The organism is Massilia sp. WG5 (assembly GCF_001412595.2).
Classification (GTDB): Bacteria; Pseudomonadota; Gammaproteobacteria; order Burkholderiales; family Burkholderiaceae_D; genus Telluria.
The window spans coordinates 71,905-84,363 of the sequence record NZ_CP012640.2; the positions used below are offsets into that span (position 1 = coordinate 71,905).

General features: G+C 66.5%; 13 protein-coding genes. 9 read left to right on the top strand and 4 right to left on the bottom strand.

Going from position 1 to position 12,459, the window contains the following annotated elements; all coding sequences use genetic code 11:
- Positions 1-4 precede the first annotated feature (4 nt).
- Genes AM586_RS00435 through AM586_RS00450 form a run of 4 tightly spaced genes read left to right on the top strand, consistent with a single transcriptional unit; the run spans position 5 to position 4,371 of the window.
- Positions 5-394 carry a hypothetical protein gene (locus AM586_RS00435; RefSeq protein WP_047827152.1) on the top strand — a complete coding sequence of 130 codons (390 nt, stop codon included), beginning with the start codon at positions 5-7 and terminating at the stop codon, positions 392-394.
- A complete protein-coding gene (gene mshL, locus AM586_RS00440; RefSeq protein WP_229411309.1) occupies positions 394-2,163 on the top strand; it encodes a pilus (MSHA type) biogenesis protein MshL in 1,770 nt (589 codons plus the stop codon). The genes AM586_RS00435 and mshL overlap by 1 nt, the downstream gene beginning before the upstream one ends.
- Entirely contained in the window at positions 2,163-3,074 is a 912-nt protein-coding gene (locus AM586_RS00445) for an ExeA family protein (protein WP_047827083.1), read from the top strand. Before mshL ends, AM586_RS00445 begins: the two co-directional genes overlap by 1 nt.
- Before the next feature lie 7 nt (positions 3,075-3,081).
- Positions 3,082-4,371, top strand: a complete 1,290-nt coding sequence (locus AM586_RS00450; protein ID WP_047827084.1) for a tetratricopeptide repeat protein — start codon at positions 3,082-3,084, stop codon at positions 4,369-4,371.
- Between the two features lie 14 nt (positions 4,372-4,385).
- Here the strand turns inward: AM586_RS00450 and AM586_RS00455 are convergent, their stop codons facing one another.
- Positions 4,386-5,543, bottom strand: coding sequence for a pyridoxal phosphate-dependent aminotransferase (locus AM586_RS00455; protein WP_047827085.1), 1,158 nt, complete (start codon positions 5,541-5,543; stop codon positions 4,386-4,388).
- A gap of 2 nt (positions 5,544-5,545) precedes the next feature.
- Entirely contained in the window at positions 5,546-6,010 is a 465-nt protein-coding gene (locus AM586_RS00460) for a putative toxin-antitoxin system toxin component, PIN family (RefSeq protein WP_047827086.1), read from the bottom strand.
- A 36-nt stretch (positions 6,011-6,046) separates the two neighbouring features.
- On the opposite strand from AM586_RS00460, the gene yaaA reads away from it, so the two are divergent.
- The gene (yaaA, locus tag AM586_RS00465; protein ID WP_047827087.1) at positions 6,047-6,817 is read left to right on the top strand and encodes a peroxide stress protein YaaA; all 771 of its coding nucleotides are present in this window, start codon (positions 6,047-6,049) and stop codon (positions 6,815-6,817) included.
- A 39-nt stretch (positions 6,818-6,856) separates the two neighbouring features.
- Here the strand turns inward: yaaA and AM586_RS00470 are convergent, their stop codons facing one another.
- A complete protein-coding gene (locus AM586_RS00470) occupies positions 6,857-7,696 on the bottom strand; it encodes an outer membrane protein assembly factor BamD (RefSeq protein WP_047827088.1) in 840 nt (279 codons plus the stop codon).
- A gap of 99 nt (positions 7,697-7,795) precedes the next feature.
- Here AM586_RS00470 and AM586_RS00475 point away from each other — a divergent pair, with 99 nt between their 5' ends.
- Both AM586_RS00475 and pgeF read left to right on the top strand, forming a co-directional pair.
- Positions 7,796-8,812 (top strand): RluA family pseudouridine synthase, encoded by a 1,017-nt coding sequence (locus tag AM586_RS00475; RefSeq protein WP_047827089.1) that lies wholly within the window; start codon positions 7,796-7,798, stop codon positions 8,810-8,812.
- Positions 8,812-9,600 (top strand): peptidoglycan editing factor PgeF, encoded by a 789-nt coding sequence (gene pgeF / locus AM586_RS00480; RefSeq protein WP_047827090.1) that lies wholly within the window; start codon positions 8,812-8,814, stop codon positions 9,598-9,600. The genes AM586_RS00475 and pgeF overlap by 1 nt, the downstream gene beginning before the upstream one ends.
- A 6-nt stretch (positions 9,601-9,606) precedes the next feature.
- On the opposite strand, the gene AM586_RS00485 is transcribed toward pgeF, so the two are convergent.
- Positions 9,607-9,813 carry a hypothetical protein gene (locus AM586_RS00485; RefSeq protein ID WP_047827091.1) on the bottom strand — a complete coding sequence of 69 codons (207 nt, stop codon included), beginning with the start codon at positions 9,811-9,813 and terminating at the stop codon, positions 9,607-9,609.
- A 54-nt stretch (positions 9,814-9,867) separates the two neighbouring features.
- Here AM586_RS00485 and phaC point away from each other — a divergent pair, with 54 nt between their 5' ends.
- Both phaC and phaR read left to right on the top strand, forming a co-directional pair.
- Positions 9,868-11,625 carry a class I poly(R)-hydroxyalkanoic acid synthase gene (gene phaC, locus AM586_RS00490; RefSeq protein ID WP_047827153.1) on the top strand — a complete coding sequence of 586 codons (1,758 nt, stop codon included), beginning with the start codon at positions 9,868-9,870 and terminating at the stop codon, positions 11,623-11,625.
- Between the two features lie 194 nt (positions 11,626-11,819).
- The gene (gene phaR / locus AM586_RS00495; protein ID WP_047827092.1) at positions 11,820-12,377 is read left to right on the top strand and encodes a polyhydroxyalkanoate synthesis repressor PhaR; all 558 of its coding nucleotides are present in this window, start codon (positions 11,820-11,822) and stop codon (positions 12,375-12,377) included.
- The last annotated feature ends 82 nt before the right edge of the window (positions 12,378-12,459 follow it).

Here is a 12,459-nt window from a genome sequence, read left to right on the forward strand (position 1 = left end):
GAGCATGAAGCGGGGCTTGCCCTTGATCGCGGCGCTGATCCTGGCGGCCGGCGCGGCCAGTGCCGCCAGCCCGCTGCCGGATCCGACCCGGCCGCCGGCCGCCGCCATGCCGGCCTCCGCGCCGCTCGATGCCGCCAAACCGGAAGCGGCCCCGCAACTGCAGTCGGTGCTGCTCGGCGCCGCCGGCGTCCGTGGGCGCATCGCCGTGATCGATGGCCAGAGCGTGCGCGTGGGCGAGAATTTCCGCGGCGCGCGCGTGGTCCGCATCGCCGACAGCGAGGTCGAGCTGCAGCGCGGCCGCGCACGCCAGGTGCTGCGCCTGTATGCGCCGGAAAGCGTCGGCGGCATGACCCGTGTTTCCGCCACCGTCCCACGCCGTGGGGGAGAAGAATAATGATGCGCACCTTGAACAAGCCCTTCGCGGCCTCGCTGGCGGCGCTGCTGGCGCTGGGCGGTTGCCAGAGCCCGCCGCCCAGCACCTACGAGGCGATCCGCGCCGAAGTCGCGCGCGACGCCGCCAGGCGTCCTGCCGCGCCGGCGGTCGAGGCCGCGGTCGCCGACGCGCTGCTGCCGCCCGCCGCCAGCCTGGCCACCCAGTTGCCGAAGGCGCGCCCGGCGCTGGAGGAGCGTTTCAACGTCTCCTTCAACAATGTCCCGGCCCAGCAGTTCTTCCGTTCGATCGTCGCCGGCACCCGCTACAACATCCTGGTGCATCCGGACGTCAGCGGCACCATCACCGCCAACCTGAAGGACGTGACCCTGCAGGAGACCCTGGACGCGGTGCGCGAGATGTACGGCTACGACTACAAGATCGAGGGCACGCGCATCTCGATCAAGCCGCTGACCATGCAGACCAAGATGTTCCGCGTGAACTACCTGGTGGGCAAACGCCGCGGCGTGTCGAACCTGCGTGTCTCGTCGACCTCGGTGTCGAACGCGGTCAACAACCAGAACGGCAGCCAGAACAACCAGAACGGCCAGGGCAACCAGAACCAGAACAACCAGAACAATCCCAACGGCCAGACCCAGAACCAGATCGAGAGCACCGACGTCAGCACTACCTCGAGCAACGACTTCTGGGCCGACCTGAAGGCGGCCATCGAAGCCATCGTCGGTTCGAAGGAGGGCGGGCGCAGCATCGTGGTGAGCCCGCAGTCGGGCGTGGTCGTGATCCGCGCCATGCCGGACGAACTGCGCAACGTCGATGCCTACCTGAAGGCGACCCAGCTCGCGGTCGACCGCCAGGTGATCCTGGAAGCGAAGATCCTCGAGGTCGAGCTGAACGACAGCTTCCAGAGCGGCGTGAACTGGGCGTCCTTCGCATCTCTCAGGAGCAGCCACGACAACCGCGTCTCCGGCGGCCTGCTCGCGCCGGGCGCCACCCTGACCCCGCTGCCCTTCGGCGGCGGCCAGCCGGGCGTCATCAGCGATCCGAGCACCGGCCTGGCGGCCAGCACCGGCTTTTCGCTGTCCAACGCGGCGGGCGCGGCCGGCTCGATGTTCGGCCTTGCGGTCCAGACCAGTAACTTCGCGGCCCTGATCTCCTTCCTCGAGACCCAGGGCACCGTGCACGTGCTGTCGAGCCCGCGCGTGGCGGCGGTCAACAACCAGAAGGCGGTGCTGAAGATCGGCACCGACGAATTCTTCGTCACCGGCGTCACCACCAACACCAACTCGACCGCGGCCGGCACCACGACCACGCCGAGCGTCACCCTGCAGGCCTTCTTCTCGGGCGTGGTGCTGGACGTGACCCCGCAGATCGACGACAAGGGCAATATCCTGCTGCACGTGCACCCGTCGGTGAGCCAGGTCTCGACCGTGAACAAGTCGGTCAGCCTGGGCACGGCCGGGAACCTGAACCTGCCGCTGGCGGCATCGGCTACCTCGGAACTGGACAGCATCGTGCGCGGTTCGAACGGCCAGGTGGTGGCGATCGGCGGCCTGATGCGCCAGTCCTCGACCGCCGACAATTCGCAGGTGCCGGTCGCCGGCAGCGTGCCGGTGCTGGGCAACCTGTTCGGCGCGAAGAAGCGCGTGAACCAGAAGCGCGAGCTGGTGGTGCTGATCAAGCCGACCATCGTCGAAGGCGCCAACAACTGGAACGAAGACCTGCTCGACGCCGGCCGCCGCATCGACCAGCTCGCGCCGCGGGGGATGCGGTAATGTACACCGCCCACTTCGGCCTGCGCGAGGCGCCGTTCGGCATCACGCCTGACACCAGCTTCTTCTTCGGCAGCCCGGGTTCGCAGGAAGCCCTGAACACGCTGCTGGTGGCGGCAAGAAACGGCGAAGGCTTCATCAAGATCACCGGCGAAGTCGGCACCGGCAAGACCCTGTTGTGCCGCAAGTTCATGGCGACCCTCGGCGCGGGCTTCGTCACCGCCTATATCCCGAACCCCTACCTGGAGCCGCGCACCCTGATGCTGGCCCTGGCCGACGAGCTCGAGATCCGTCTCGACCGGGACGTCGACCAGCACCGCCTGCTGAAGTCGATCATGGACCGCCTGCTGGCATTGGCCGGCCAGGGCAAGCGCGTGCTGCTGTGCCTGGACGAGGCCCAGGCCATCCCGGTCGAGAGCCTGGAAGCGCTGCGCCTGCTGACCAACCTGGAAACGGAAAAGCGCAAGCTGCTGCAGATCGTGCTGTTCGGCCAGCCGGAACTGAACCGCAATCTCGCACTGGAATCGATCCGCCAGCTGGCCCAGCGCATCACCTTCCACTATCACCTCGGGCCGCTGAGCCGCGACGACCTCGACTTCTATGTCGCGCACCGCCTGCGCGTGGCGGGCTTCACGGGCGCGCGCCTGTTCGCCAGCGGCGCGATCGCGCGGCTGTACGCGGCCAGCGGCGGCGTGCCGCGCCTGGTCAACGTACTGGCGCACAAGGCGCTGATGCTGTGCTATGGCGAAGGCGGCCACCAGGTCACGCGCGCGCACGTGATCGCGGCCGCGAAGGACACCCTGGCAACCAGCGGCCGGCGTAAAGTCGGCCGCCGCATTCTGCCGTGGGCTGCGATCGGCGCCGTGCTGGCCGGCGCCGCCGCCAGCGTCGGCTGGGCAATCACACGATCGTGAGCCTGCGATGAGCCTGATTAACAAGATGCTCCAGGACCTGGACGCGCGCGGCACCCCCGGCGCGGAGTCCTTCCCGTCCCAGACCCGTCCGGTCGCGCGCGAGCGCGCCGGCGTGGCGGGCCGCATCGGGCTGCGCCGCATCGCGGCGGCATCGGGCGGGGCCGCGGCCGCCGTGGCGCTGAGCTGGTTCGGCTGGACGAACTATCAGCAGGCGCGTGCCGTCGCCAGGCCCGCGGCGCCGGCAGCGGCGCCGCTCAAGCCGGCCGCGATCAAGCCGGCAGCGGCGCCGGTCGTCGGCACGCTGCCCGCCATCCCGGCCACTGAAGTACCTGTGCCTGCGTCGGCGCCGGCGCCGATCGGCCAGCCCGCGGACGCCTTCGACGCGCCCGTCGCGGCACCGAAGCAGCCGGCGGCGTCCGTGCCGAAGAGCGTGGCCGGCTACGAACCCGACAGCGCAGAGGCGCGCACCGCGCGCCAGGCCATCATGGCGGAACTGCAGGCGCGAATCGGCGCCGGCATCCTCGGGCCGGCCGCGCGCCTGCGCGCAGCGAAACCCGAGACGCCGGGCGAAGCGCGGCACGCGCCGAACAGCAGGCCGAAGGCGGAAGAGGGCCGCGAGCACAGGATTGCGGCGCGCGCGGCGCCTGCTGCCGATGCCGACATGGCCGCACCCGCGTCCCGCAACAGGCGCGGCGGCGCCCAGGGCCTGCAGGAATCCGCACCGCAGCGCGCCGAGGGCGAGTACCGCCGCGCGCTTGCCAGCCTGCAGGATGGCCGCATGGAGGACACCATCGCGGCACTGGAGCAGGCCCTGAAGCTCGACCCCGCCCACGACGCCGCGCGCCAGACCCTGGTCGGCCTGCTGATCGAAGCGAAGCGCAGCGACGAGGCGATCCGCCACCTGCAGGCCGGCCTGGCCCTGGATGCGCGCCAGCCGGCCCTGGCGATGCTGCTGGCGCGCCTGCAGATCGAGCGCGGCGGCTCCGGCATCGAGACGCTCACCCGCACGCTGCCCTACGCCGGCAATGGCACGGGCAGCAGCGCCGATTACCACGCCTTCCTGGCCGGCGCCCTGCAGCGCGAGCAGCGCTACCGCGAGGCGGCCGTCGAGTACCAGGCCGCGCTGCGCGTTTCGCCCGGCAATGGCGTGTGGTGGATGGGATTGGGGATGTCGCTGCAGGCCGGCAAGCGCAACGCCGAAGCCCGCGAGGCCTTCCAGCGCGCGCATGCGAGCGGGACGCTGGCGCCGGAGCTGCAGGCCTTCGTGGAGAGCCGCCTGCAGCAGCTGGGCCGCTGAAGCGGAAGCGGCTCCTAGACCTTCGCCAGGCGCTCCAGCGCCAGCTTCAGGGTCTGGTCCTGCTTCGCAAAGCAGAAGCGAACGATCCCCGATTCCTTGCCCTGGCTGTAGAAGGCCGAGACCGGAATCGCCGCCACCTTGATCTCGCGCGTCAGCCACTGCGCGAACGCGGATTCGCCCAGGTCCGAAATCCCATCGTACTTCACGCACTGGAAGTAGGTGCCGTCCGCCGGCAGCAGGGTGAAGCGGGTGCGCGCCAGGCCTTCCCGGAACAGGTCGCGCTTCTTCTGGTAGAACGCGGGCAGGTCGAGGTAGGGCGCCGGATCCTGCATGTAGCCGGCCAGGCCGTGCTGCATCGGCGTGTTCACGGTGAACACATTGTACTGGTGGACCTTGCGGAATTCGGCCATCAAACTCGCCGGGGCCGCCACGTAGCCGACCTTCCAGCCGGTCACGTGATAGGTCTTGCCGAAGCTCGAAACGACGAAGGCGCGTTCGGCCAGCCTCGGATCGCGGCTGACCGACTCATGCCGCTGGCCGTCGTAGACCATGTGCTCGTAGACCTCGTCTGACAGGATCAGGATGTCGGTCCCTTCGACGATCCCGGCCAGCGTATCGAGGTCGGCGCGGCGCAGGATCGAACCGGTCGGGTTGTGCGGGCTGTTAATCACGATCATGCGGGTGCGCGGTCCGACCGCCGCGGCGATCTCGTCCCAGGGCACGCTGTAGCCGTGTTCGTCGACCCGCATCGAGACCGTTACCGGCACGCCGCCGGCCAGCTGCACGGCCGGCAGGTAGCTGTCGTAGGCCGGTTCGACGACGATGACTTCATCGCCCGGGTGCACCGCGCACAGGATCGCCGTGGTCAGGGCCTGGGTGGCGCCGGCGGTCACCGTGATCTCGGTAGCGGCATCGTAGGCGTGGCCGTACAGGGCCTGGATCTTGGCGGCGATGGACTCGCGCAGCTGCGCCACGCCGGACATCGGCGGATACTGGTTCAGGCCGGCGCGCATGGCCTCGTCGACCAGGCCGAGCAGGCGCGGGTCGCAGCCGAAGTCGGGGAAGCCCTGGCCGAGGTTGACCGCGCCGTGCTCGCTGGCGAGGGCGGACATGAGCGTGAATACGGTGGTGCCGACGGCCGGCAGGCGCGATTGGAGAACGGGGGTAGGCATGTTCAGTCTCGGAGGTTGGCTTCCAGTTTGACCCAGGCTTCGGGCTGCATGATCCGGAACAGCCCCTCGCGCATCGTCTTCCTGGCCAGCTTGAGCAGGGCCTTGTCCTTGGTGACGAGGATGGCGGCGCCGGCGTCGCGCGCGATTTCCAGGAATTTCTGGTCGTCGCGGTCGGTGCAGACCGGCAGGCGGATCGCGCGGCTGTCGGGCGCCACCACCCGGATCAGGGCGTCGAAGCGCGCCGCGGCATCCGGACGCGACGCCTCGTCGAGCGGCAGGTGAGGGTAGTGCAGGACGTGCAGGTATTCGTCGCGGCAGTCGGCCCGGGTCACCGCCGCGACCGCGCCGCTCTCGAGCGCGGCCAGCAGGCTGGCCCAGCGCGGGTCGCGGAACACGAACAGGTCGAGGCAAACATTGGTGTCGATGACGATGGGATTCTGCGAGGTGGGAATCAAAGCGGGTATCATGTCGGCAATTCTACCGGTTGTACCCGTTCTTTACCTATGCTGATCGTTCTCTCGCCTGCCAAGTCGCTCGACCTCGACACCCCGCCCACCACTGACCGCAGCACCACCCCGCAATTCATCGACCGCGCCGCGGAGCTGATCCGCGTGCTGAAGCCGTACTCGCCGGCCCAGGTATCCGCGCTGATGAGCATCTCGGATCCGCTGGCGGTGCTGAACGTGACCCGCTACGCCAGCTGGCACCCCGACCATGGCGACGCGCGCCAGGCCGTGATGTCCTTCGACGGCGACGTCTACACGGGCCTGGATGCGCGCAGCCTCGACGCGAAGGCGCTGGACTATGTGCAGGACCATGTGCGCATCCTGTCCGGCCTGTATGGCCTGCTGCGCCCGCTGGACCGGATGCATCCCTACCGCCTCGAGATGGGCACCAGGCTGGCGAACCCGCGCGGCAAGGACCTGTATGCCTTCTGGGGCGAGTCGGTGACGGGCGCGCTGAACGAGGCGTTGGCCGCGAACGGCGCGACGGCGCTGGTGAACCTGGCCTCGGAAGAGTACTTCAAGTCGGTCAAGCCCAAGCTGCTGACCGCGCCGGTGATCAATCCGGTGTTCGAGGACTGGAAGAACGGCAAGTACAAGATCATTTCCTTCTTCGCCAAGCGCGCCCGCGGCATGATGGCGCGTTACGCGGCCGAGCACGGCATCACGGATCCGCACGAGCTGAAGGACTTCGATGTCGATGGCTATGCGTTCGAGGAGAGCGTGTCGACCGAGCGGGCGTGGGTGTTCAGGCGGCGGGTGGAAAGCTGATCAATGAAAAACGCCTGCATCGAGCAGGCGTTTTTTTATTTACTGCACCACATCCTTCGGCGCCGGCTGCGGCCCCGACTTCGACCAGAACTTCCACCACGGCGCATCGCCGCTGCCGGTACCGCCCAGGAAGCGGCTGTTCGGGTAGTTCTTCTGGAAGATGCGCTGGGTATCGTCGCGCAGGTCGAACATGCCCAGCTTGTCGTAGCTGCGGATCATGATGAACAGCGCTTCCTCGCGCGCCGGCGAGGTGGCGAAGTTGGTCACGGCGTCCTGGGCGCGGTTCAGCGAGGCCAGGTAGGCGCCGCGGCGGTAGTAGTAGTTCGCCACGTGGACTTCATAGGAAGCCATCGCGTTGATCAGGTAGTTCATGCGCTGGATCGAGTCCGGCGCATATTTGCTGTTCGGGAACTTGTCGACCAGTTCCTTGAAGGCGGCGAAGGCTTCGCGGGTTGCCTTCGGATCGCGTTCGGTCGGGTCCTGGGCGTAGATGAAGCTCATGAAACCGATCTGGTCGTTGAAATTGATCAGGCCGCGCAGGTAATACATGTAGTCGACCTGCGGGTGATTCGGGTGCAGCTTGATGAAGCGCTCCACCGCCGCCAGCGCCTCGGCCTGGTCCTGGGCCTTGTAGTGGGCGTAAGCAATCTCCATCTGCGCCTGTGTGGCGTAGGTGCCAAACGGGTAGTTGGTTTCCAGCTTTTCGAACAGCTTGATGGCGGCTTCGTAGTGGGCGCCGTCCATTTCTTCACGCGCGTCAGCGTATAATTTCGATGCTGACACGTTCTTGCTTTCGTCGGAACCTTTCGGTAACAAACCGCAAGCTGACAAACTGAGCAGGGCAGACGTCACGACCAATACAGACAATTTTTTTTGCATGAGCTTTTTGCAAGAAAGTTTTTACCGAGATTCAACGAACGGCTGATTATAGCCGATGGGAACAACGTGATATTAAATGCTGCGCCGAATTCGGCGGAAATGCCTTTTGACCCCGATTTGGACGACGATCTGGAGACCGAGTTCGCGCCCGAACCCGGTCTGTCCCCGAGCGGGACCGACTTCTCGCCGATTACCCTGAGCCTGGACCCGTCGCACTGCGGCCAGCGCCTCGACAAGGTCGTGGCCAGCCTGGTGCCGCAGTTCTCGCGCAGCCGGCTGCAGCAGTGGTTCGAAGAGGGCCATATTACCGTCGACGGCAAGCCGGCGAAAGGCAAGGGCACGGCCTACGGCGACGAGACCGTCCTGGTTGTGCCCCAACCGGCTCCCGAAGACACGGCCTTCACGCCGGAAGCGATGGCGCTGAACATCGTCTACGAAGACGCGTCCATCCTCGTGATCAACAAGCCGGCCGGCCTGGTCGTGCACCCGGGTTCGGGCAACTGGTCCGGCACGCTGCTGAACGGCCTGCTGCACTACTGTCCGCAACTGGTCTCGGTGCCGCGCGCCGGCATCGTGCATCGCCTCGACAAGGACACCAGCGGCCTGATGGTGGTCGGCAAGACTCTGGAAGCCCAGACCGACCTCGTGCGCCAGCTGGCGGCCCGCACCGTCAAGCGCGAATACTTCGCCCTGGTATGGGGCACGCCGCGCCTGTCCGGCACCGTCGATTCGCCGATCAGCCGCCACCCGACCGAGCGCACCAAGATGGCCGTGTCGAACGCGCCGATGGCCAAGCCGGCGATCACGCACTACGAACTGCTGGCAAAGGGCGAGCTGGACCGCCGTCCGGTGAGCCTGGTGCAGTGCCGCCTCGAAACCGGCCGCACCCACCAGATCCGCGTGCACATGCAGTCGCTGGGCTACAGCCTGGTCGGCGACACGGTGTACGGCAAGACGCACCTGCTGTCCTTCTTCCACCGCCAGGCCCTGCAGGCGCGCCGCCTCGGCCTGACCCACCCTGCCACCGGCGAACACATGGAGTGGGTGGTCCCGCTGGCGCAGGACTTCGCGGAACTGCTCGAACGCGCCGGCATCGAAGAGCCGGAAGCGGCCTGATGGCCGGACTCCAGCCCGCCCAGCTGGTCCTGCCCGCCTGGCCTGACCTGCCCGCCAACGTCAAGGCGCTGGCCACCACCCGCCTCGGCGGCGTCAGTGCCGCGCCCTTCGACGACGGCAAGGGCGGCGGCGGCCTGAATCTCGGCCTGCACGTGAAGGACGACCCGGAGGCCGTGCACGCCAACCGTGCGCGCCTCCAGGCCCTGCTGCCTGGACGTCCGGCCTGGATCTCGCAGGTCCACGGCACCGGCGTGGTCGACGCCAGCCTGGTCTGGGCGGACGCGCCGGTGCAGGTGGGCGACGCCAGCACCGCGCTGCAGCCGGGCGTCGTGTGCGCCATCCTGACCGCCGATTGCCTGCCGGTGCTGTTCGCGGACATCGACGGCAAGGTGGTCGGCGCCGCCCATGCGGGCTGGCGCGGACTGGCGGCCGGCGTACTGGCGAACACCGTCGCGGCGATGCGCGCGCAGGGAGCAGGGGAGATCACGGCCTGGCTCGGGCCGGCGATCGGTCCGCAAGCCTTCGAGGTCGGGACGGACGTGCTGGAAGCGTTCCGCCGCGCGCTGCCCGAAGGCGAGGCCGAGGCAGGCTTTCGGCCTTTTCCTGGACGCGAAGGCAAATTTCTGGCCGACATGAACTGGCTGGCGCGCCGGCTGCTGGCGAACGACGGCATCACCCGCGTGCACGGCGGCGACCGCTGCACCTTCACCGAGCGCGAGCGTTTCTATTCGTATCGCCGGGACGGCGCGGGTAGCGGTCGCCAGGCCAGCTTGATTTGGCGGGTTTGAGCTCGATCAAACCGTAGGGGTGTCGCCACGTTTAGAGTGCTCAGCTTCCCGCTTGCGCGCTCGCCCGCGCCGCCATGCACCCGTCAGGTAGAAAACGAGTGATAATGGCAAGATGCCGTAAAACAGGAAAGTCATGATGCCGGCAATCACGGACGGTTCGGTTGCTGCCATCAGGGTCACGACGTACATCCATCCGATGGCGACGATCCACATGGTTTTCCTTTGCTTGCGTGTTTGACCACCCGATTCTAAACAATGGACGCCGATATGAATACGCCCGAAGCTACCGTGCAGCCTGGCGCTGCCTGGATGTCGCAGTTTTCCGATCCCTCCGTTTGGCAGTCCTTGATGAAATTCCCGGATCCGTCGGCCTTCGGAGGCGGCATGGCCCAGCAGGCGGCGCCGGTGATGCGCATGCTGGGCGATTTCGGGGCCGGCCTGCCGCAGGCCAGACTGGAAGCGCTGCGCAACGACTACCTGCAGAAGGCGATGCGCCTGTGGCAGGACCTGATGAGCGGCAAGACCCCCGACATCAAGGACCGGCGCTTCTCGGCGCCCGAGTGGACGGCGAATCCGATGTCGGCCTTCAGCGCCGCATCCTACCTGCTGAACGCCGAATTCCTGATGGCGATGGCGGAAGCCGTCGAGGCGCCGACCCGCGACAAGCACAAGATCCGCTTCGCCGTGCAGCAGATCGTCGACGCGCTGTCGCCGGCCAACTTCCTGGCGACGAATCCGGAAGCCCAGCAAAAGATGATCGAGACCAAGGGCGAGAGCCTGACCAAGGGTCTGCAGAACATGCTGGCCGACATGCAGAAGGGCCGCATCTCGCAATCCGACGAGTCGGCCTTCGAGGTCGGCCGCAACGTCGGCGTGACGCCGGGCACGGTCGTGTTCGAGAACGAACTGTTCCAGCTGATCCAGTACACCCCGACGACCCCGACCGTGCACGAGGTGCCGCTGTTGATGGTGCCGCCGTGCATCAACAAGTTCTACATCCTCGACCTGCAGCCGGAAAACTCGCTGGTCCGTTACCTGGTAGACCAGGGCAATACGGTCTTCATGATGTCCTGGCGTAATCCGGACCAGTCGATGGGCGGCAAGACCTGGGACGACTTCGTCGAGCAGGGCGCGATCCAGGCCCTGAACGTGGCCCGCGACATTTCCGGCAAGGACAAGGTGAATGTGTTCGGCTTCTGCGTCGGCGGCACCATCGCCGCCACCGCGCTGGCGGTGGAAGCGGGACGCGGCCGCCAGCCGGCGGCCAGCCTGTCGCTGTTCACGACCCTGCTCGACTTTTCCGACAATGGCGTGCTCGACGTCTTCGTCGACGAAACCCAGGTCGCGCATCGCGAGCAGGCGCTGGCGAAGGGCGGCCTGATGCCTGGACGCGACCTGGCGACGACCTTCTCCTCGCTGCGGCCGAACGACCTGGTGTGGAATTATGTCCAGCAGAACTACCTGAAAGGCAAGAATCCGCCGGCCTTCGACCTGCTGTACTGGAATGCCGACAGCACCAACCTGCCGGGGCCGATGTTCTGCTGGTACCTGCGCAACACCTATCTGGAAAACAAGCTGAAGGTGCCGGGTGCGCTGACGGTGGCCGGCGTGCCCGTCGACCTCGGCAAGATCGACTGCCCGGTCTTCCTCTACGGCTCGAAGGAAGACCATATCGTGCCGTGGGAAGCGGCGTTCGCCTCGATGAACCTGCTGAATCCGAAGAAGGCGAAGCAGAACCGCTACGTGCTGGGCGCCTCGGGCCACATCGCCGGCGTGATCAATCCGGCCTCGAAGGGCAAGCGCAGCTACTGGGTCAACCAGGCGAATGGCCGCACCCGCGCGAAGACGCCGGAAGAATGGTTCGCGGGCGCGAGCGAGGTCAAGGGCAGCTGGTGGCCGGAATGGGCAAAATTCCTGGTCGAGAATGGCGGCGAGGAAGTGGCGCCGCCGGCCCAGCCGGGCAACGAGCGCTACCGCGCGATCGAGCCGGCGCCGGGCCGCTACGTCAAGGCGCGCGCCGACTGAACACCCGGCTAATTCTTGATGGACAGGCAACTTGCTAGAAAAATACGTGAGTTGCCTGTTGAATAATTGCTGCGCCTGCGTTCGCAACGTGGTATTTTAAAGAATATCCTCTTGGAATGGAGACGCCGCGGCGCTACCAGCCTGTCCGCGGACCGCATAACAACAGCGCTGCGGCGCAATATTTGGAACCTGAGATGAGCAGTGGAAAAAAGAGTAGCGAACGCCTGATCAAGAAGTACCCGAACCGCCGGCTGTACGACACCCAGACCAGCTCCTACATCACCCTTTCCGACGTCAAGCAGCTCGTGCTGGACGCCGACGAGTTCACGGTGGTCGACGCCAAGACCAACGAAGACCTGACCCGCAGCATCCTCCTGCAGATCATCCTGGAAGAAGAGGCGCACGGCGCGCCGATGTTCTCCAGCGCAGTGTTGTCACAGATCATCCGCTACTATGGCCATGCGATGCAGGGCATGATGGGCTCCTACCTGGAAAAGAACGTCCAGGCCTTCACCGACATCCAGAACAAGTTCGTCGGCTCCGCTACCGGCGCCCTGGAGGGCAAGCCATTCTCGACCGAGATGTGGACCCAGTTCATGAACATCCAGGGTCCGATGATGCAGGGCATGATGAACAACTACATCGACCAGAGCAAGAACCTGTTCCTGCAGATGCAGGAGCAGATGCAAAGCCAGAGCAAGGCGATGTTCGGGACCTTCCCGTTCGGGGTCGTGCCGACCGACAAGAAGTAATATGTCCACAGCCGGGGGCCATTTTTGGCCCCCGGTTCTCCTGATTCCCCGCTTCCTGTACAATCGCGGATTGCCCAGAATT